General features: G+C 72.8%; 11 protein-coding genes. 6 read left to right on the top strand and 5 right to left on the bottom strand.

Annotated elements, in window-relative coordinates; translation table 11 throughout:
• Nucleotides 1–60: 60 nt before the first annotated feature.
• The gene (locus ACFV6E_RS02795) at nucleotides 61–3,108 is read right to left on the bottom strand and encodes an FAD-binding and (Fe-S)-binding domain-containing protein (RefSeq protein ID WP_385458987.1); all 3,048 of its coding nucleotides are present in this window, start codon (nucleotides 3,106–3,108) and stop codon (nucleotides 61–63) included.
• Nucleotides 3,109–3,337: 229 nt separating this feature from the next.
• Here ACFV6E_RS02795 and ACFV6E_RS02790 point away from each other — a divergent pair, with 229 nt between their 5' ends.
• Complete coding sequence (locus ACFV6E_RS02790) at nucleotides 3,338–4,969, top strand: cytochrome bc complex cytochrome b subunit (RefSeq protein ID WP_385458985.1); 1,632 nt, start codon at nucleotides 3,338–3,340, stop codon at nucleotides 4,967–4,969.
• Here the strand turns inward: ACFV6E_RS02790 and ACFV6E_RS02785 are convergent.
• Genes ACFV6E_RS02785 through ctaD form a run of 3 tightly spaced genes read right to left on the bottom strand, consistent with a single transcriptional unit; the run spans nucleotide 4,942 to nucleotide 8,085 of the window.
• Complete coding sequence (locus tag ACFV6E_RS02785; protein ID WP_385171081.1) at nucleotides 4,942–5,949, bottom strand: SDR family oxidoreductase; 1,008 nt, start codon at nucleotides 5,947–5,949, stop codon at nucleotides 4,942–4,944. The two genes, ACFV6E_RS02790 and ACFV6E_RS02785, sit on opposite strands and share 28 nt — an antisense overlap.
• Before the next feature lie 16 nt (nucleotides 5,950–5,965).
• Nucleotides 5,966–6,367: a cytochrome c oxidase subunit 4 gene (locus ACFV6E_RS02780; RefSeq protein ID WP_385458983.1), complete on the bottom strand. Its 402-nt coding sequence runs from the start codon at nucleotides 6,365–6,367 to the stop codon at nucleotides 5,966–5,968.
• A complete protein-coding gene (ctaD, locus tag ACFV6E_RS02775) occupies nucleotides 6,364–8,085 on the bottom strand; it encodes a cytochrome c oxidase subunit I (RefSeq protein WP_385458981.1) in 1,722 nt (573 codons plus the stop codon). The genes ACFV6E_RS02780 and ctaD overlap by 4 nt, the downstream gene beginning before the upstream one ends.
• A gap of 97 nt (nucleotides 8,086–8,182) precedes the next feature.
• Between ctaD and ACFV6E_RS02770 the strand changes: the two genes are divergently transcribed.
• Entirely contained in the window at nucleotides 8,183–11,665 is a 3,483-nt protein-coding gene (locus ACFV6E_RS02770) for a phosphodiester glycosidase family protein (protein ID WP_385458979.1), read from the top strand.
• 51 nt (nucleotides 11,666–11,716) lie between these two features.
• Here ACFV6E_RS02770 and ACFV6E_RS02765 read toward each other — a convergent pair whose 3' ends face one another.
• Nucleotides 11,717–13,594, bottom strand: coding sequence for a CocE/NonD family hydrolase (locus tag ACFV6E_RS02765; RefSeq protein WP_385458977.1), 1,878 nt, complete (start codon nucleotides 13,592–13,594; stop codon nucleotides 11,717–11,719).
• A gap of 618 nt (nucleotides 13,595–14,212) precedes the next feature.
• Between ACFV6E_RS02765 and ACFV6E_RS02760 the strand changes: the two genes are divergently transcribed.
• From ACFV6E_RS02760 to ACFV6E_RS02745, 4 genes are all read left to right on the top strand, one after another.
• Entirely contained in the window at nucleotides 14,213–18,484 is a 4,272-nt protein-coding gene (locus ACFV6E_RS02760; protein ID WP_385458975.1) for a molybdopterin-dependent oxidoreductase, read from the top strand.
• 236 nt (nucleotides 18,485–18,720) lie between these two features.
• Entirely contained in the window at nucleotides 18,721–19,032 is a 312-nt protein-coding gene (locus tag ACFV6E_RS02755) for a hypothetical protein (RefSeq protein WP_385171066.1), read from the top strand.
• The gene (locus tag ACFV6E_RS02750; RefSeq protein ID WP_385458973.1) at nucleotides 19,032–20,297 is read left to right on the top strand and encodes a nucleotide sugar dehydrogenase; all 1,266 of its coding nucleotides are present in this window, start codon (nucleotides 19,032–19,034) and stop codon (nucleotides 20,295–20,297) included. Before ACFV6E_RS02755 ends, ACFV6E_RS02750 begins: the two co-directional genes overlap by 1 nt.
• A gap of 87 nt (nucleotides 20,298–20,384) precedes the next feature.
• Complete coding sequence (locus tag ACFV6E_RS02745; protein ID WP_385171062.1) at nucleotides 20,385–20,918, top strand: EF-hand domain-containing protein; 534 nt, start codon at nucleotides 20,385–20,387, stop codon at nucleotides 20,916–20,918.
• Nucleotides 20,919–20,924 lie beyond the last annotated feature (6 nt).

The raw sequence follows: 20,924 nt of genomic DNA, 5'->3' as shown, positions 1-20,924 counted from the left end.
AGGACTCAGCGGCGAACGGCAAGGGTCCTGCGCGGTTTCCCGGCGTGGAGCGGTCAGGGTTCAGCGGCGTCGGCGGTGCTTCAGCCACGTCAGGCCCGCCACCGACATCGCCACGGCCGCTCCGGCCGTCGCCGCCGCCGGCAGCAGCGCCCGTCCGCCCGGCGCGGACGGCCGTTCGGGCTCGGCGCGCTCGCCGCGCAGCCCGGCCGCCAGGATCTCCGCCAGGTGCAGCGGCGTACGGCCCGTACCGGCCTGTTCGACCTGGGTGCGGCAGCTGAAGCCGTCGGCGAGGACCAGCGTGGAGTCGCCGGCGTCGCGCACGGCGGGCAGCAGCCCGGCCTCCGCGCAGGCCATGGACACCTCGTAGTGCCCCTTCTCGAAGCCGAAGTTCCCGGCCAGGCCGCAGCAGCCGGCGTCCAGGACATCGGCGTCGACCCCGGCGCGTTCGAACAGCTCGCGCTCGGCGTCGAAGCCCATGACGGCGTACTGGTGGCAGTGGCGCTGGACGACCGCGCGGGCGTCGACGGCGGGCGGCTGCCAGTCCCCGGCCTTCTCGACGAGGAGTTCGGCCAGGGTCCTGGTCTGCTCGCGCAGCCGCTCCACGTCGGGGCCCTTGGGCAGCAGTTCGGCGGCGTCGGCGCGGAAGACGGCGGTACAGCTCGGTTCGAGGCCGACCACGGGCGTACCGCGGCGCAGGTCCTCGCGGAGGATGTCGAGGGTGCGGCCCAGCACCCGCTGGGCGACGCCGAGCTGTCCGGTGGAGATCCAGGTCAGCCCGCAGCACACGCCGGCGTCGGGCACCTTGACCCGGAACCCGGCCGCCTCCAGGACCTCGACGGCGGCCTTGCCGATCGCGGGGTGGAAGTGGTCGGTGAAGGTGTCGGGCCACACCACGACCTCGCCGCGGTGTCCGCTGCCGCGCGGCCCGCCCCGCTCACGCCACCAGTCGGTGAACCGCTGCTCGGCGAAGAGCGGGACGTCGCGCTCCGGGGCGACGCCGCCGAGCGCCTTGGCCGCCCGCGCAATCCATGGCACCGAGGCCAGCGCGTTGACGGTGCGCGGAGCGAGGGCGACGATCCGGGCGAGCGCGGGCAGCCAGCCCATCGAGTAGTGCGCGAGGGGCCGCGGGCGGCCCTTGTAGTGGTGGTGCAGGAACTCCGCCTTGTAGGTGGCCATGTCGACGTTGACCGGGCAGTCGGTCTTGCAGCCCTTGCAGGCCAGGCAGAGGTCGAGGGCGTCGTTGACCTCGTGGGAGTGCCAGTCGGCGTCGACCGGTGAGTCGTTGCGGACCATCTCGAACAGCAGCCGCGCGCGGCCCCGGGTGGAGTGCTCCTCCTCGCGGGTGGCGCGGTAGCTCGGGCACATCACCCCGCCCTCGGAGGAGCGGCACTTGCCGACGCCGACGCAGCGGGCGGCGGCCCGGCTGAACTTGCCCTCGTCGTGCGGGAAGGAGAACACGGTGTCCGGTTCCCAGGGCAGGTAGTCCGCGCCGAGCCGCAGGTTCTCGTCGAGCCGGTACGGCAGGACGATCTTCCCCGGGTTCATCCGGTCGTCCGGGTCGAAGAGCCCCTTGAGCCGCTCGAAGCCCTCGACCAGTTCGGGTCCGAACATCTTCGTCAGCAGTTCGCCCCGCGACTGGCCGTCGCCGTGCTCCCCGGACAGCGACCCGCCGTAGCGCACCACGAGGTCGGCGGCCCGCTCCACGAAGGCCCGCATGCGGGCGACGCCGTCCTCGGAGGTCAGGTCGAAGGGGATGCGGGTGTGGACGCAGCCGTGCCCGAAGTGGCCGTACACCGAGGGGTGTCCGTAGTCGAACTCCTCGTACAGCTTCTTGAGGTCGCGCAGATAGTCGCCGAGGCGGTCGACCGGGACGGCGGAGTCCTCCCAGCCCTCCCAGGTGTCGGGCTTGCCGGGGACGTGCGCGGTGGCGCCGAGCCCCGACTCGCGGACGGCCCAGAGCTGGGCGACCTTGTTCTCGTCGTCGTACCAGGTGTGGCCGACGTCCTTGGGCTTGGCGTCGATGAGCGCCTTGGCCCGGTCGTCGGCCTCGTCCTGGGTGTCGCCGGAGAACTGCACCATCAGATACGCACGGCCCTCGGGCAGTTCGTCGAGGGCCCGCGGGTTGAGGTGCTTCTCCTGCTGGAAGTGGATGAGCTGGTGGTCGACGCCCTCCAGCGCCGCGGGCTCGTGCTCCAGGACGGCCGGCACGTGGTCGGCGGCCTCGCAGATGTCCCGGTAGCCGAGGACGACGAGGGCGGAGTACGCCGGTACGGGCACCAGGTCGAGTTCCGCGCGCAGGACGGTGACCAGGGTGGATTCGGAGCCGGTGAGCAGTCCGGCGACGTCGAAGCCGTGCTCGGGCAGCAGCGAGTCCAGGTTGTAGCCGGAGACGCGGCGCGGGATGTCGGGATAGCGCTCGCGGACCAGCCCCGCGTACCGGTCGCGCAGTCCGACCAGGCCCCGGTACAGCTCCGCCTGCCGTCCTTCGCCGGCCGTCAGCCGCTCCAGCTCGGCGTCGCCGGTGCGGCCCACCCACATCCGTACGCCGTCGTAGGTGAGTACCTCCAGGCGGTGCACGTTGTCGACGACCTTGCCGTACGCCTGGGCCGTCGAGCCGCACGAGTTGTTGCCGATCATCCCGCCGAGGGTGCAGTTCGGGTGGGTCGCCGGCTTCGGCCCGTACATCAGGCCGTACTCCTTCAGCTGCCGGTTCAGGTCGTCCAGGACGATGCCCGGCTCGATCACGCAGCGCCGGTTGTCGGTGTCGACGGAGAGCAGCCGGTGGCAGTACTTGCTCCAGTCGATGACGACGGCGGCGTTGCAGCACTCCCCCGCCAGGCTGGTGCCGCCGCCGCGGGACAGCAGCGGCGCGCCCTGCTCGCGGCAGACCGCGACGGCCTCGGCGGCGGCCTCGACGGTGCGCGGGACGACCACGCCGATGGGGACCTGCCGGTAGTTGGAGCCGTCGGTGGAGTACGCGGCGCGGGTGCCCGAGTCGAACCGGACCTCGCCGTCGACCCGGGCACCCAGCTCCCGTTCGAGCGCGTCCGCGTCGACCTGCGCCGATGGGCGGCGGACGACGGGCAGGGGCAGTTCGACCGGCTTCATCTCGTACGCCCTCCATGACGGCGGATTGCCCACGGTTCGCCCTCGGACGGCCCGATTGCCCTGCACGTGTATCCCTGGCCGCCGGGCGACAAACCGCGGAATGCGGCATTCGGCCGTACCCGTCACCGGGCCGGGCGGTGGAACGGGAAGAACCGGACCGGTGCGTTCCGCGGTACGGGGTAGTCCTGCCGGGAAGGTCCGATCACTTCGTCCCCGAGGGGTGTTGTCCGTGCTGCTGTCCCGACGCAGGGCCCGCGTGGAGCGGAGGGCCGCGGACGCCGCCGAGCGGGGCGCCGTGTACCTGGACCGGCGGCTGCCGGTCTTCGACGGCGGCGGGGCGCTGGTGCGCAAGGCGTTCCCGGACCACTGGTCGTTACTGCTGGGCGAACTGGCCCTGTACAGCTTCGTGGTGCTGCTGCTGACCGGGGTGTACCTGACCCTGTTCTTCCAGCCGGGCATGAACGAGGTCGTCTACCAGGGGACCTACGTGCCGCTGCGGGACGTGCGGATGAGCGAGGCGTTCGCCTCGACGCTGCGTCTGAGCTTCGACGTGCGCGGCGGGCTGCTGATCCGTCAGGTGCACCACTGGGCCGCCCTCGTCATGGCGTCCGCCGTCGGCGTGCACCTGCTGCGGGTCTTCTTCACCGGCGCCTTCCGCCGCCCCCGCGAGGCCAACTGGGTGATCGGTACGACACTGCTGCTGCTGACGGTCCTGGAGGGCTTCGCCGGTTACTCGCTCCCCGACGACCTGCTGTCCGGTACGGGGCTGCGCACCGCGCAGGGCTTCGTCATCTCGGTGCCGGTGGCCGGCACATACCTGACGATGTTCCTCTTCGGCGGCCAGTTCCCGGGCACGGACATCGTCTCCCGGCTGTATCCGGCGCACATCCTGCTGCTGCCCGGGGCGCTGCTCGCGGCCGTCGTCGTGCACCTGATCCTGGTGTTCCACCTGAAGCACACCCAGTGGGCCGGGCCGGGGCGCACCAACCGCAATGTGGTGGGCAAGCCGATGTTCCCGCAGTTCGCCCTGCGGTCGGCGGGCCTGATGGCCGCGGTCGCCGGAATCCTGTTCGCCCTCGGCGCCGTGGCCCAGATCAACCCCATCTGGGCGTACGGGCCCTACCGGCCCGACCAGGTCTCCACCGGCGCGCAGCCGGACTGGTACCTGGGGTTCCTGGAAGGCGCGATCCGGCTGCTGCCCGGCTTCGAGACGCGGCTGTGGGGCCACACCGTCAACTGGAACCCGTTCCTGCCCACGGTGGTGTTCCCGGTGCTGTTCTTCGCCGCGCTGTACGCGTATCCGTTCCTGGAGCGCTGGATCACCCGCGACAGGGGCGAGCAGCACCTGTGCGACCGGCCCCGCGACAGGCCCGCCCGCACCGCGCTGGGCGTCGCCGGTATCGCCTTCTACGGCCTGCTGCTCCTGGCGGGCGGCCAGGACGTCGTCGCCCATGTGCTGGACGTCTCGCTCAACCGGATCACCTGGACCCTGCGGATCGTCGTCATCCTCGGTCCGCTCGCGGCGTTCTGGCTGACGCGGCGGGTGTGCCTGGGCCTCCAGGCCCACGACGCCGAGCGGCTGCGGGAGGGCGACGAGAGCGGTGAGCTGCGCCAGTCGGTCGAAGGGGCGTACGGGGAGAGCAGCCGTCCGCTCGGCGACGCCGAGCGCCGTACGCTGCTCGGCCGCCGTACGGAACGGCCGCTGCCGGTCCCCGCCGGGCCGTCGGCGCGGCGCGGGGACCGGGTCAGGGCCGCGCTGAGCGGCTGGTACTACGGCGACCGGGTGCCGTACCCGGGCGAGGAGCCGGCCGCTCCGGCGGACGCCCCGGCGGGTCAGGACGTCAGCCGGCGCACCCCGTAGTAGCCGGCCGCGGCGAGCCCCGCGACGGTGGCGGCCCGGCCGAGCTGGTGGCGGCCGGCCCACCACTGCGGGCTCACGGGGTGCGCCGTGCCGTCGAAGACGCCGTGCGCGCCGTAGTCCTCGACGTCGTCGGCCGGTGCGTAGAGGTTGCCGTCGCCCTTCGGCGGCGGGAAGGCGTCCGTCTGCTGCGAGCCGAAGCCGGTGCGGGCGAGGTAGTGGTCGAGGAGCCCCGGTACGACGGCGTTCGCCATCAGGGTGAGCGCGGTGGAGGCGCCCACCCAGTACTCGCGCCGCCGGGGGTGGTCGGCGGCGTACAGCACCGCGCGGGCGGCGACCTCCGGCTGGTAGATCGGGGGCACCGGCTGCGCGTGCCGGGGCAGGTGCGAGCGGAGCCAGCTGAACTGGGGGGTGTTGACCGCGGGCATCTGCACCATGGTGACCCGGACCCCGGACTTGTCGTGCAGCAGCTCGCAGCGCAGGGACTCGGTGAAGCCCTGGATGGCGTGCTTGGCGCCGCAGTACGCGCTCTGGAGCGGGATGCCGCGGTAGGCGAGGGCGGAGCCGACCTGCACGATGGCGCCGCGGTCGCGCGGCAGCATGCGGTCGAGCGCGGCCCGGGTGCCGTGCACGAAGCCGAGGTAGGTCGACCGGGTGGTCTGGAGGAACTCCTCCGGGGAGAGCTCGGTGAACTTGCCGAACGCGGAGGTGAAGGCGTCGTTCACCCAGACGTCGATGGGCCCGAGCTCCTCCTCGGCCCGGCGGGCCGCCTCTTCGGCCTGGTCCCATTCGGCCATGTCCGTGACGACGGGCAGGGCCTGCCCGCCCGCCTCGCGCACCTCGGCCGCCGCCGCGTCCAGGCCCGCCCGGCCGCGGGCGAGCAGCGCCACCCGCGCGCCGCGGGCCGCGAAGGCCCTGGCCGTCGCCCGGCCGATCCCGGCGCTCGCGCCGGTCACCACGACTGTCTGCTGCTTGTGCTGCATCGGCCCTCCTCGCTGTTCATGTGCCGTTGCCGGTACCGCGTTGCCCGTACTGGAAAACAAAACCCCACACACCCGGGACGAGGACTCCGAGGCCGATGAGGAACAGCCACAGGCCGTACACCACGCCGAGAGCGGTCAGGGCCGTGCCCGCGGCGGCCAGCACCGGGAAGGCGCTGCGCGGCGGGAAGAAGGCAACGGGTCCGGTGGTGTCGCGGACCTCGGCCTCCTTGCGGTTCTGCGCGGGGACGCCCGTGCTGCGGCGCTGGTTGGCGAGGAAGACCGAGACGAGGGCCGCCATCAGACAGGAGACGATCAGTGCGGCGGTGCCCGCCGGTTCCAGCGACCACCAGCCGTAGCCGGCGGCGCAGATCCCGAAGAAGGCGCTGACGCCGAGGAAGACGCCTGATTCGGAGCTCACGGGCGCGCCCCCTTCTGCCGCTGCCCGGCTCGGTGCCGGTCGCCCGGGCCCGCCGGTGAGTGGGAGTGCGCCTTCTCGGCGTGCTGGGGGTGGTGCAGGTCGAAGGCGGGCGACTCGGAGCGCACCTTGGGCAGGGCGGTGAAGTTGTGGCGCGGGGGCGGGCAGGTGGTGGCCCACTCCAGGGAGCGGCCGAAGCCCCAGGGGTCGTCGACGGTGACCCGCGTGCCGTGCCGCGCCGTTTTGAGGACGTTGTACAGGAACGGCAGGGTCGAGGAGCCGAGCAGGAAGGCGCCGATCGAGGACACCGTGTTCAGCGCGGTGAAGCCGTCGGCGGCCAGGTAGTCGGCGTAGCGCCGGGGCATGCCCCGGGCGCCCAGCCAGTGCTGCACCAGGAAGGTGAGGTGGAAGCCGGCGAAGAGGGTCCAGAAGTGGATCCTGCCGAGCCGTTCGTCGAGCAGCTTCCCGGTGAACTTGGGCCACCAGAAGTAGAACCCGCCGAACATGGCGAACACCACGGTCCCGAACAGCACGTAGTGCATGTGCGCGACGACGAAGTAGCTGTCGGTGGTGTGGAAGTCCAGCGGCGGGGAGGCGAGCAGGACGCCGGTCAGGCCGCCGAAGAGGAAGGTGACGAGGAAGCCGAGCGACCACAGCATCGGGGTCTCGAAGGAGAGCGAGCCGTGCCACATGGTGCCGATCCAGTTGAAGAACTTCACCCCGGTGGGCACGGCGATCAGGAACGACGCCACCGAGAAGAAGGGCAGCAGCACCGCGCCGGTGGCGAACATGTGGTGCGCCCATACGATGGCGGAGAGTCCGGTGATGGCCATGGTGGCGCCGACGAGTCCGAAGTAGCCGAAGACCGGCTTGCGGCTGAAGACCGGGATGATCTCGGTGACGATGCCGAAGAACGGCAGCGCCACGATGTAGACCTCCGGATGGCCGAAGAACCAGAACAGGTGCTGCCACAGCAGTGCGCCGCCGCTCGCCGCGTCGAAGACGTGGGCGCCGAACTTGCGGTCCGCCATCAGGGCGAGCAGCGCGGCGGTCAGGACCGGGAAGGCCAGCAGCACCAGGATCGAGGTGAACAGCACGTTCCAGGTGAAGATCGGCATGCGGAAGAGGGTCATGCCGGGGGCGCGCAGGCACACGATCGTCGCGATGAAGTTCACCGCGCCGAGGATGGTGCTCAGGCCCGACACCACCAGGCCCATCGCCCACAGGTCGCCCCCGGCGCCGGGCGTCTGGGCCGGGCCGTTGAGCGGCGCGTAGGCGAACCAGCCGAAGGACGCGGCGCCGCGCGAGGTGAGGAACCCGGACACCACCATGAGTCCGCCGAACAGGTACACCCAGTAGGTGTAGGCGTTGAGCCGGGGGAAGGCCACGTCCGGGGCGCCGATCTGGAGCGGCATCACCGCGTTGGCGAAGCCGACGAAGACCGGGGTGGCGAACAGCAGCATCATCACCGTGCCGTGGACGGTGAAGAGCTGGTGGTACTGGTCAGCCGTGACGATCTGGAGGCCGGGCCGCGCCAGCTCCGCCCGCATCAGCATCGCGAGGACCCCGGCGAGCAGGAAGAAGCCGAAGGCGGTGGCCAGGTACATGTGGGCGATGACCTTGTGGTCGGTGGTCGTCAGCCAGCGCACCACCGCCCTGCCCGTCCGCAGGCGCCGCCCGGTCACGCCCGCCGTACCCGTACCGCTGTCCACCGCCGTCATGCACCGCTGTGTAACCTGCCCGGCTCGCGGGGAAACCTCCCGAAGGCCGTACGGCTGCCTGCCCAAAGGATGTCCGGACGCCGTACCTTCACGACGCATGAGGGAATCCCCAGAACGTCAGGAGCTTCACCAGGGCCCGGCGGGTCCGTCCCGCCGCGGCGTCCTCACCGGTGCGGTGGCAGCCGCGCTCACCGCGGCCGCGGCCGGGGGCACGGCCGTCGCGGCGCCCGCCCGGCCCGCCGCCGACCCGTCCGCCGGCACCGTCCCGGCGTCCGGCGGGGGCGGTCTCCGGCACAGGGTGCCCGACTACCGGACCACCGTCCCCGGCGAGTCCGTCGAGGTCGACCGGGTGGACCGCCCGGTGGCCCCGGGCATCGTCCTCACCTCGTACGGCACCTTCGGCCGGACCGGCTGGACCCGGGTGCACGTCCTCAACGCCGAGCTGCGCGACGCCTCCGTCGGCGTGGACCTGCTCGCCAGGAAGGTGAGCGAGACCCGTACGCCGTCGGCGGCGGCCGGCGCGCAGGGCGCGGTCGCCGCCGTCAACGGGGACTTCTTCGACATCACGGAGACCAACGCCGCCATCGGCCCCGAGATTCAGCACGGTGAGCTGCGCAAGGGCACCGGTACGGCCACGACCGTCGCGACGGTCGGCGCGGACCGGGTCGCGCGCCTGGCCGACCTGCTGGTCGAGGGTACGGTCACGGTGGCCGGCACCAGCCGCCCGCTGGCCGCGCTCAACTCCCCGTCCGTGCCCGTGGACGGGCTGGCCGTCTACACCCCGCTGTGGGGTCCGGGGCCGCGCACCGCGATCCGGGGCGCGGGCCCGTACACCGAGGTCGTCGTCGCCGACGGCGCGGTCACCACGGTCGGCGACCGGCTGACGGACACGGCCGTGCCCGACGGCGGGCTGATCGTCGTCGGCCGCGGGGCGGCCGCCTCGCGGCTCGCCGCCGCCCGCCCCGGCGACGCCGTCACCGTCGCCTTCGCGCCGCGCTCCGACTCCCCCGCCGCGATCCGCATGGCGCTGGGCAGCAACGCCGTACTCGTGCGGGACGGCGAGGCGGTGGACTTCCCGCCCGACGAGGGCTACGACGCGGCCAAGCCGCGTACGGCCATCGGCTGGCTGGACGGCGGGCACCGGCTGCTGCTGGTCGCGATCGACGGCTCGGCGAACTTCTCCGCGGGGCTCGGTTACGACGCCACCGCGGAACTTCTGGTCCGGCTCGGCGCCACCGAGGCGTTCATGCTGGACGGCGGCGGCTCCACCGGCATGGTCGCCCGGCGGCCCGGCGACAGCGCGGTGAGCGTGGTCAACACCCCCTCGGACGGCGGTGAGCGGCCGGTGCCCGACGCGGTCGGCCTGTTCGGCCCGAAGGGCTCGGGCCGGCTGCGGGGTCTCGACGTCCGCACCGCCGCCGACCGGGTGGTCCCCGGTCTCACCACCGACGTCACCGCCGCCGGTCACGACGAGACGTGGTCGCCGGTCGGCACCGGGCAGGACCGGGTCACGTGGTCGGCCCGGCCCGGCTCCCTGGGCCGTACGGACGACGGGGTCTTCCGCGCGGGCCGGCCCGGCATCGGCACCGTGCGGGCCCGTTCGGGCGCCGCGCGCGGCGAGCACGAACTGCGCGTCGTCGGCGCGCTGCACCGGCTCGCGTTCACCGCACGGGCCCTGACCATCGAGCCCGGCGCCACCGCGAAGACCGGCCTGACCGGGTACGACGCCGACGGCTTCGACGCCCCGGTGGCCGCCCGCGACGTCACCTTCGAGTACGACACGTCGGTCATCGGGGTGAGCGTGGGCTCCGACGGCCGGGTCACCGTCACCGGCGTGGCGGAGGCCGACGGCAGGGCCACGGTCCTGACCGCGACCGTGGCCGGCACGTCGGCGCGGCTCGCGGTGACGGTGGGGCTCGCGGACGTGGCGCTGGCGCGGTTCGAGCCGGGCGAGACGTGGACGGCGCTGGCCGCGCGCGGCACCGCCGAGGTCGCGTTCGTCGAGGCGGACGACCGCCCCGGCGCCGAGACGGGCGACCACGCCCTGCGCTTGACGTACGACTTCACCGGGCAGTCCAGCACCTCGGCGGCGTACGCGGTGGCCGGTGCCCCGCTCACGCTGCCCGCCGGCACCAGACGGATCGCCCTGTGGGTCAGAGGCGACGGCCGCGGCCACTGGCTGCGCGCGATGCTGCGCTCCCAGGGCACCACCAACGTGCCGTTCACCTTCACCACCACCGTGGACTGGACGGGCTGGCGCGAGGTGGTCGGCGAGGTCCCCGACGGCTTCTCCGACCCGATCACGCTGCTGCGCCTGTACATCGCGGAGACCTCGCAGACCGACAAGAACGCGGGCGCGCTGGACTTCGACGGGCTCGCCGCCCAGGTCGGGCAGCAGCCGGAGACCACCGAGGCGCCGCTCGCCGACCCGTACGTGGTCGAGCAGGGCCGACTGCCGCGCGGCCGGTGGACGTTCGCGGTCCTGTCCGACCTGCACGTCAGCGCGGCGGCGGGCCTGGACTCCTTCTCCGGCCGGCAGGCGGCCGTCGCGCTGGACCAAGTGGTGGCCAGTGAGCCGGACTTCGTCCTCGTCAACGGCGACTTCGTCGACGACAACAACCCGGCCGACTTCGAACTCGCCGACGGCTTGCTGCGCGATCACGTACCGGACGGTCTGCCGGTGTACTGGACGCCCGGCAACCACGAGGCGGGCCTGTCCGCCACCGGCGGCCTCGACGCCTTCCGCGCCGCCACCGGCCGCCCCAGTCGCCAGGTCTTCGACCACAAGGGCACCCGGTTCATCCTGCTGGACTCGCACACCGGCGACATGCGCACCTCCGACTGGGACCAGGTGCCGCTGCTGCAGTCCGAACTGGCGAAGGCCGCCGCGGACGCGAAGGTCACCGGTGTGGTCGTCTCCTTCCACCATCCGCTGCACGACCCGTCGGGCGCCGGGTCCTCGCAGCTCTCCGACCGGCTCGCGGCCGACCTGGTCAAGCGCTGGCTGGCCGCTTTCCGGGAGGACTCCGGCAAGCCGATCGCCCTGTTCACCGGCCACGCCCACACCGCGTCCGTGACCCGCGCCGACGGTGTCCTGGAGGTGACCACGCCCGCCGTCGGCAAGACCCCGTACAGCTCCCCGGACCAGGGCGGCTTCTTCGGCTGGATGAACGTCGCCGTCGACCCGCGCCCCGCCCGCGTCCGGCGCGGCCTGCCCAGCCCGGACACCCGCGACTGGCTGCGGGCCGAGAGCCGCCCGCTGATCGACACCGTGGAGGTCACCGCCCCCGACCGGCTCGCGACCGGCACCTCCGCCGGGGTCTTCGCGACCGGCATCACCGGCGAGTACGGGCTCCGGTTCCCGCTCCGCTACCCCGCCAGCGTCACCTGGACCGGGTCCGCGGGCCTGGTCGTCACCGACTCGGCCGCCGGGGCCGGGAAGGCCGCCCGTGCCCGCCGCACCCTGGCCGTGCTCGACCTGTCCGCCCACACCCTGACCGCCGTCCGCCCCGGCACGGTCACCCTGACGGTGAGCTCCGGCGACCGGACGGGCACGGCCACCGTGGAACTGACCGGGTGAGGTGACAGCGGCCCGCCGTCCCCCGGCCGGGGGACGGCGGGCCCGCGTCGGTCAGCGGCGCCCTCCCGGCACCGTGAACGTGCCCGGACCGGCGGGAAGCCGCACCGTGTACTGGCTCAGATAGGTATCCAGGTACGGCGAGCGGGCGCCGCCGGTGGCGACGTCGTCGGCCGGATCGTCCAGGGCCAGCCCCAGCCGGGCCCCCGTGACCTCGATGGTCTCGCCCGAGGGTGTGTCGCGCCACGAGCCGGTCTGAATGGAGCCGGTCTCGACGGCGAGCACGTGCCCGGCCGCCAGGGTCCAGTCGGTGGCCTTGAGGTCGACGCCCAGCCGCCCGGAGCGCAGCAGGGAGACCTGCTCGTCGAACATCACGGCGGTGCCGTCCGGGGCGACGTCGTACAGCTTGAGCATGACGTTGCCCTCGCCCCTGGCGGTCAGGGAGATCCGCGGGGTGCCGGTGATCCGCACGTCCCGCTTCACCGGCTTCGACCACACGAAGTAGCTCGACGTGACCTCGCCGGCCCGCTGGCTCTCGGCCTGTTCCCGGGCCAGGCCCTCGGGAGCGGTCCGGTCGGTCCTCGGCGCGTGCTCCATGTCCCACCCGCCGGTCGGCGACGGGTCCTTGAGCGTGGGCGGCGCCGTCCCGCCGGACTCGGCCAGGACGGCGTTCGCCAAGGCTCCGCCGTCGTCGACGTACGAGCCGCCGCCGAGCGGCAGGGTCACGGACTTCTCCACGACCGGCCAGGTCCGCTGGGCGCGCCAGGCGCCGGTGGAGTCCTCGACCGAGTAGGCCGGGTAACGGACCTTCGGTTCGGCGCCCTTGAGGTACTGGTCGTAGAACGAGAGCGTCTCGTCGTACCAGCCCTCGCGGCCCATGGACAGGCGCCCGTCGGGGTAGCGGTCGCCGCCGCGGACGTGCTCCCACTGGCCGAGCCAGCCGCGCTCGACGCCCCGGTGGTTGTCGAGGTACTCCTGCATCTCCTCGGGCTTGGTGTTGTTCTCGATGAAGCCCTGGGTGACGAAGAGCGGGGTGTCACTGCCCCTGGCGAGTTTCGCCAGGTCGCGGGAGGTCCAGTGCTCGTCGTGCTGATCGGCTATTCGGTAGCCGGCCGAGTTCTCGGTGAGGCACTCCGGGTGGGACTCCTCGTAACGGGAGTTGGCCAGGTAGTGCGCGTCGTCGTCGGCCATCTGGCCGGTCGTCGCGATGCCGTTGTAGGCGTCGGCGGTGCCGGTGACGTTGGGACGCGGCACGCCGTTCGAGTAGATGTACTGGTACATGTCCCAGACGGGCTCCTGGGCGACGACGGCCTTCAGGGCGCGCTGGTCCAGGTTGTTGCCGATGAGACCGGTGACGGCGTCGTAGGACTTGCCGTACATGCCGACCGCGCCGGTGGACCACGGCTGCTTCGCGGCCCAGTCGACGGCCGCCTCGACGTCGGCCTGTTCGCCGGGGCCGCCCCAGTCGAGGCAGCCGGTGGAGCCGCCGAAGCCGCGCAGGTCCACCATGACGAAGGCGTAGCCGTGCTCGAACAGGTCGGTGCCCTCGATGAAGTCCTGGAAGCGGGCCGAGGGCCCGGTGTGCGACCAGCCCTCGACGCCCGTCTGCCCGGAGTGCCCGAAGTACGGACCGACCGACAGGATGACGGGCACCCTGGCCTTCTTGGACATGCCCTCGGGCCGCAGGACGTCGGCGTGCAGCTCCGTGCCGGAGCGGTCCGCGGACGGGAAGTAGGCCTGCGTCCAGACCGAGCCCTCGGGGACACGGTCGTTCTGCGCGTGTGTGACGGGGTCGGTCGCGGTGGCGACGGCCGCCCGCCCGGCGGTGCCGGACACCGGCGCCGCGGCGGCGGGGCCGGTGAGCGTTCCGGTCAGCGTGAACGCGGTGAAGAGTGCCGATGCGGCCCAGGCGACCGCGTGACGTCTGTTCACATGCTCCTCCCGGGGTGGTGGGGTACGGGGTGGTGCAGGTGGTGCAGGTGGTGCCAGTGGCGCCGGGCGCGATCCTATGATCTTCCTGAGAAACCGTCACCGCCCCGGGATGTCCGGCGTGTTACCGGTACGCGCCCGGAGTGGTCGTGGACGAGCGGGCGCATCCCCGGCCCCGCCGACGTAGCGGCGCAGCCGGGTGGTGGTGTTGTAGTCGGCGCCGTAACCGCGTAGTACGTGCGGAGCAGGTCGTACTCCTCCGGGCGCTACCGCCGGGCGTCGGCGGACCGCGCGCCGGACACCACCACCGCCCCGGCCCGGAGGGAACCCGACCGTGCCTGAGAAGTCCGCACCCGGCCTCCCGGCCTCCCCCCGGGCCGTCCCGCCGACGAGCCGGCCGCCGCGGCCCGCTGTTCCGCGTCCGACCCACCGGCCCGGGTTACGGGGACCCGCGCTCACACGGCGCCGCCGTGATGTGTGCGGGGTGCGTAACCCCAGATGCTCCCGGCGTGTGACGGGCCGGAAATTCGATCTTCCTACGGTGCTGGTCATGGGCCTGTCCGCCGTCCGCGGCACGGGCCCCGCTCGGGACGGCACACGCACCGCGGGATGAGGTTTCAGGTGGCATCTGGCTCGGAGGGCGGCAGCGTCCGCACGGTCTGCTCGTACTGCGGGGTCGGCTGCGGCATCGTCCTCGACGTCGTACGGGACCCCGTCGACGGCCGGCGCCGCGCGGCCAGGGCGTCCGGGGACAGGGCGCACCCCGCGAACGGCGGCCGGCTGTGCACCAAGGGGGCGACGAGCGCCGACATGATGGCCGCGCCGGGGCGGGCGACGACGGCGCTGGTGCGCGCCGAGCGGGACGCGGAACCGGCCGCGACGGACGTGGACGAGGCCGTGGCGGCGGTCGCCGGGCGGCTGCGGGCGATCCTGGACGAGCACGGGCCCGACGCGCTGTCCTTCTACGTGTCGGGGCAGCTGTCGCTGGAGGCGCAGTACCTGGCGAACAAGCTGGCCAAGGGGTTCGTGCGGACCAGTTGGATCGAGTCGAACTCCCGGCTGTGCATGGCCTCCGCGGGATCCGGCTACAAGCTGTCGCTGGGCGCGGACGGCCCGCCGGGCTCGTACGACGACTTCGACCACGCGGACGTGTTCTTCGTCATCGGCGCCAACATGGCCGACTGCCACCCGATCCTCTTCCTGCGGATGATGGACCGGGTCAAGGCGGGCGCCAAGCTGATCGTCGTCGACCCGCGCCGCACCGCCACCGCCGACAAGGCCGATCTGTTCCTGCGGATCAGGCCCGGCACCGATCTCGCCCTGCTGAACGGACTGCTGCGCCTGCTGGTCGAGAACGGCCACACGGACGACGCGTTCATCGCCGAGTTCACCGAGGGCTGGGCGGAGATGCCCGGCTTCCTCGCGGACTACCCGCCCGACCGGGTCGCGGAGATCACCGGCCTCGCCGAGGACGACCTGCGCCGGGCCGCGCGGTGGATCGGCGAGGCCGGTGAGTGGACGAGCTGCTGGACCATGGGCCTGAACCAGTCCACGCACGGCACCTGGAACACCAATGCCCTGGTCAACCTGCACCTCGCCACCGGCGCCATCTGCCGCCCGGGATCGGGGCCCTTCTCGCTGACCGGCCAGCCCAACGCCATGGGCGGGCGCGAGATGGGCTACATGGGCCCGGGGCTGCCCGGCCAGCGCTCGGTCCTGGACGCCGCCGAGCGCACCTTCGTCGAGGACCTGTGGCACATACCCGAGGGCTCCCTGCGGACGGAGACCGGGCGCGGCACGGTCGAGATGTTCGAGCGGATGGCCGCCGGTGACGTCAAGGCGTGCTGGATCATCTGCACCAACCCGGTCGCCTCGGTCGCCAACCGCAAGACGGTCATCGCCGGGCTGGAGGCCGCCGAACTCGTCGTCGTCCAGGACGTCTTCACCGAGACCGAGACCACCCCGTATGCCGATGCCGTACTGCCCGCGACGCTCTGGGCGGAGTCCGACGGCGTCATGATCAACTCGGAGCGGAACCTCACCCTCGTGCAGGGCGTCGTCGACCCGCCCGGACAGGCGCTCCCCGACTGGGAGCTGATCGCCCGGGTGGCCCGCGCGATGGGCTTCGCCGACGCCTTCACGTACGCCTCCGCCGAGGAGGTCTTCGAGGAGCTGAAGCAGGCGTGGAACCCGAAGACCGGCTGGGACCTGCGCGGGGTGAGCTACGACCGGCTGCGCGGCGCGCCGGTCCAGTGGCCGTCCCCGGCCGCCGACGGCCCGGACCGCAACCCGGTCCGCTACCTCAACGACGGCGTCAGCCAGACCCTCCTGGTCCGCGAGGACGGCAGCCGCCCCCGGCTCGCCTTCCCGACGCCGAGCGGACGCGCCCGGTTCTTCGCGCGTCCGCACCTGCCCCCGGCCGAACTGCCCGACGACGACTACCCGTTCGTCCTCAATACCGGCCGGCTCCAGCACCAGTGGCACACGATGACCAGGACGGGGAAGGTCGCCAAGCTCAACAGGCTCAGCCCCGGGCCCTTCGTGGAGGTTCACCCCGAGGACGCGCGGGCGCTCGGGGTGTGCGAGGGCGACCACCTGGAGGTCGCCTCCCGCCGCGGGCGCGCCGTGCTGCCCGCCGTGGTCACCGACCGGGTCCGCCCCGGCACCTGCTTCGCCCCCTTCCACTGGAACGACCTCTTCGGCGAGTACCTCGGCATCAACGCCGTCACCAACGACGCCGTCGACCCGGTCTCCTTCCAGCCCGAGCTGAAGGTGTGCGCGGTCACGCTGACCAGGACGGCGGCACCGGTCCCGGCGTCGTCGGCACCGGCGGTCCCGGCGGGCGTCTCGCAGCCGACGTCAGTGCTCCCGGCGGACACCCCGCACCCGGCCTCGACGGTCCCGGTGGGCTCGGTGGGCTCGGTGGGCGCCTCGCACCCGGCCCCGGCGGAGCCCTCCGTCCACGCGCTCGCCACGCTCTTCGGTGTCGCCGATCCGGCCCCCGTACCGCTGGCCGAACCCGAGCGCCGGTACCTCTCCGGGTATCTCTCCGGTCTCGCGCTGGCTCCGCCCGCCGGGGGCGTCCCGGTGCTGCCGCCGGACGCGCCCTTCGCCCCGGACAGTGCCCTGTGGGTGGACGGGGTCCTCGCCGGGATGTACTCCCGCACCGCCGCCCCGGCACCGTCCCCCGCGGCCGTGACGGCCGAGACCGCCCCCGTGCCGGCCCGCCCGCTGGTCGTCCTGTGGGCCTCGCAGACCGGCAACGCCGAGGAGTTTGCCGTCGCCGCCGCCGCGCACCTCGCCGAGGCGGGCCGCGCCCCCGAGCTGCTGCCCATGGCTGACACGACCCCGGCCCGGCTCACCCCCGGCACCGACGTCCTCCTCGTCACCAGCACGTTCGGCGACGGCGAGGCGCCCGACAACGGCACCGGCTTCTGGCAGGCGCTGGCGGCCCCGGACGCCGGACGCCTCGACGGCGTCCGGTACGCGGTGCTCGCCCTCGGCGACTCCGCCTACGACGACTTCTGCGGACACGGCCGCCGGCTCGACGAACGCCTCCACGCGCTCGGCGCCACCCGGCTCGTCCCCCGCGCCGACTGCGAACCCGACTTCGAGGGGGCGGCCGGACAGTGGCTCGACCGGGTGGTCACCGCCCTGACCACGGCCGAGGTCCGGCAGCCCGCCGGGGCGTCCCCGGTGCAGGTACCCGGGCCGGGACCGGTACCTGTGGCGGAACCAGTACCGGTACCGGTGGCGGTCCCCGCGCCGCCCGGCTTCACCAGGACGTCACCCTTCGCCACCCTCCTCATCGGCAACCGGCTGCTGAGCCTGCCCGGTTCGCAGAAGGAGGTGCGGGAGTTCACCTTCGACACCCGCGACGGCGAACTCGCCTACGAGGCCGGTGACGCCCTCGGTGTCTGGCCGGCCAACGGGGCCGGGCTCGTCGCCGAATGGCTGGCCCTCACCGGACTCGGTCCCGGCGAGCCCGTCGACCCCGGCGACGGCGTGCCCGTCCCCCTCGAAGAAGCCCTCCGCACCCGCCTGGACATCTCGCGGATCACCACCGGGCTGCTCAAATTCGTGGCGGAGCGCACCGGCGGCCACGACCTGAAGCGACTGCTGCGCCCCGACAACAAGGACGAGCTGGCCAAGTGGAGCTGGGGCCGCCAGGCCGCCGACGTCGTCGCCGCGTACCCCGTCCGGGCCTCGGCGGCGGAGTGGGCCGGGGTCCTCCCGCGGCTCCAGCCCCGCCTGTACTCCATCTCCTCCAGCCCGCTCGCGCACCCCGGCGAGGTCCGCCTCACCGTCTCCGTCGTCCGCTGGACCAACGACCTCGGCCGGGACCGCAAGGGCGTGTGCTCGACCTACCTCGCCGACTGCGCGGACGACGGTCCGGTGCAGGTCTTCGTGCAGCGCTCACCGCACTTCCGGCCGCCCGCCGACCCCGCCACCCCGATGATCATGGTCGGGCCCGGTACCGGTGTGGCGCCCTTCGTCGGCTTCCTTCAGGACCGCCGGGCCCGTGGCCACACCGGTCCCAACTGGCTGTTCTTCGGCGAGCAGCGCGAGGCCACCGACTTCTACCACCGTGAGGCCCTGGAGGCCCACCGGGCGTCGGGCCACCTCACCCGTCTCGACCTCGCCTTCTCCCGCGACCAGCGGAACAAGGTCTATGTGCAGGACCGGATGCGGGAGAACGGCGCCCGGCTGTGGCAGTGGCTCAGCGGCGGCGCCCACTTCTACGTGTGCGGCGACGCGGGCCGGATGGCCAAGGACGTCGACCGGGCCCTCAGGGACGTGGTCGCCCTGCACGGCGGCATGGAACCCGACGAGGCGGCCGCCCACGTCAGGCGCCTGGCCGCGGACAAGCGGTACGTCCGCGACGTGTACTGACGTGCGGTGCCGCGTACTGATCCGCGCTGCCGTGCGGTGACGTGCACCCGCCGGTGCCGGGCCGACGCGCAGCCCGGTGCCAGGCCGCCGCACGGCCATACCAAGGGCGTACGCGTCCGACAAGGCCGGTCGGCGAAGACCGCTCCATCGGAGGGCTGTGAACATCACGGGCCTGCACCACGGGGACCAGTTGGGTCCAAGCGTTCGGTGACAGGCTCTGTGAAGGGAGCACCCCCATGCGTCGACTGCGCGTCCCCTTCGTCACGCTGGCAGCCGCAGCCATGGTCGCCATCGGTGTCGGCAGCGTCCCGGCCCATGCGAGCACCGGCAAGGTCTACGTCTTCGGGACCGAGCTGGAGCAGGTGACCACGTACGAGAACCCCAGCGGCTGCGTCAAGCTGCCGCCCACCGCCCATGTGCTGATCAATGAGACCGACGCGCCGGTGCAGATCTACGGCGATCCCTTCTGCATGACCCCCAGTCTGAGCGTGCAGCCCGGCTACGGCTCGCACGTGGCGAGCGGCAGCGGCAGCTTCTCCGCCGGATGATGACCGATCTCGTTGTCGTCGGACTGGGGCACGTCGGACTGCCGCTGGCCGCCCGGGCCTGTGCGGTGGGGATGACCACCGCCGGGTACGACACGGACGGTGCCGTGGTGGACGGTCTGCGCGCCGGGCGGTCGCACATCGGCGACGTCCGCGACGCCCAGCTCGCCGCGATGCTGACGGCCGGATTCCGGGCCGGCCGCGATCCCGCGGTGCTCGGCCGGGCCGGCACGGTGGTGATCTGCGTGCCGACCGGACTGACCGCCGACGGGGCCCCCGATCTGTCGGCGGTCCGGGCGGCCGCCGTCGACGTGGCCGCTCATCTGCGGCCCGGCACGCTGGTGGTGCTGGAGTCGACCAGCCGTCCCGGCACCACGCAGGAGGTCGTGCGCCCCGTGCTGGAGCGCGGCAGCGGACTGCGGGCCGGCGAGGACTTCTACCTCGCCTACTCCCCCGAACGGATCGACCCGGGCAACCCGTCGTTCGGTCTCTCCAACACCCCCAAGGTGATCGGCGGTTGCACGCCGCTGTGCGCCAAGTACGCCACCGCCTTCTACGGCCGCCTGGTGGACACCCTGGTGGTGGCCAGGGGCACCCGCGAGGCCGAGATGGCCAAGCTGCTGGAGAACACCTACCGCTACGTGAACATCGCGCTGGTCAACGAGATCGCGCTGTGCTGCGACGCGCTCGGCATCGACGTCCGGGACGTGCTGCACTGCGCCGCGACCAAGCCCTTCGGCTACGCGCCGTTCCGTCCCGGCGCGGGGGTGGGCGGCCACTGCATCCCCGTCGATCCGCACCATCTGGCCGCGAGCGCCGACGCGGCGGGCCGTCCGCTGCGACTGGTCTCGGCCGCCCGTACAGTGCTGGACCGCCTGCCCCGCCATGTGACCGAACGGGCCGCCGCACTCCTCACCGGGCTGGGCAAACCCGTGGCGGGGGCGGAGATCCTGCTCCTGGGCGCGGCCTACAAGCCCGGGTCCGCGGACGTCCGGCACTCCCCCGCCGTCCCGGTGGTACGCGACCTGCGCGAGCGCGGGGCGCGGGTGCTCTACCACGACCCCTACGTACCGGAGTTCACCGTCGACGGAACGCCGGTACCGCGGGCGCCCGAGCTCCCCCGGGCCCTCGCGGACGCCGGCCTCGCCATCCTGCTCCAGGACCACACCTGTTACGGCGCACCGCTGATGGCGCGTGCCCCGTGCCCGGTGCTCGACACGCTCGGCCGGTTCTCCGGGCCCCGGATCACCCAGCTCCACCGGTGTTGAAAAGCCTCCTCGACGGTTTCAAGAGCGAAAACCCCAAAAGCTAAATCCGAAAAAGAAATCAGGAAAAGAAAGAAGGAGTGGAAGCAAATGACGACTGCAACCGCCAACGCGCGGCTCCAGAAGCGCTTCGAGAAGTGGGACACCGACGGCAGCGGCTCCCTCGAGGCGTCCGACTTCGAGGGCGAGGCCGCGAAGATCGCCGGCAACTTCGACAAGGACCCCCGGTCCCCCGAGGTGCGAGCGCTGAACGACGCCTTCCAGGGCCTGTTCGCGCACCTCGCCCAGGAGGCCGGGGTGCCCGCGGACGGCTCCCTCTCGCAGGACGACTTCCTGCGCGTCACCGGGGACCTGATCTTCTCCAAGGGCGAGGCCGACTTCAACCGCGCTCTCGGCCCGGTGATCGAGGCGCTGATCGGCCTGTGCGACAAGAACTCCGACGGGCTGATCAACGGCGAGGAGTTCGCGGCCTGGCTGACCGGCGTCGGGGTGGACTCGGGCCAGGCGCAGCAGCTCTTCGAGCAGGTGGACAGCGACGGCAACGGTGAGCTGTCCCAGGACGAGCTGCTCGCCGCGGTCCGCGAGTACCACTACGGCCGCCTGGACGTGGAACTCCTGGGCTGACCCGTA

The sequence above is a fragment of the Streptomyces sp. NPDC059785 genome (genome assembly GCF_042732375.1).
Lineage (GTDB): Bacteria > Actinomycetota > Actinomycetes > Streptomycetales > Streptomycetaceae > Streptomyces.
Note: the sequence above shows the minus strand (reverse complement) of the source record. Positions and strands in the feature narration are given on the sequence as shown.

Coding starts and splice junctions, on each gene's coding strand:
- ACFV6E_RS02795 (WP_385458987.1), bottom strand. CDS start 3,108: ATGAAGCCGGTCGAACTGCCCCTGCCCGTCGTCCGCCGCCCATCGGCG.
- ACFV6E_RS02785 (WP_385171081.1), bottom strand. CDS start 5,949: ATGCAGCACAAGCAGCAGACAGTCGTGGTGACCGGCGCGAGCGCCGGG.
- ctaD (WP_385458981.1), bottom strand. CDS start 8,085: ATGACGGCGGTGGACAGCGGTACGGGTACGGCGGGCGTGACCGGGCGG.
- ACFV6E_RS02770 (WP_385458979.1), top strand. CDS start 8,183: ATGAGGGAATCCCCAGAACGTCAGGAGCTTCACCAGGGCCCGGCGGGT.
- ACFV6E_RS02755 (WP_385171066.1), top strand. CDS start 18,721: ATGCGTCGACTGCGCGTCCCCTTCGTCACGCTGGCAGCCGCAGCCATG.
- ACFV6E_RS02750 (WP_385458973.1), top strand. CDS start 19,032: ATGACCGATCTCGTTGTCGTCGGACTGGGGCACGTCGGACTGCCGCTG.
- ACFV6E_RS02745 (WP_385171062.1), top strand. CDS start 20,385: ATGACGACTGCAACCGCCAACGCGCGGCTCCAGAAGCGCTTCGAGAAG.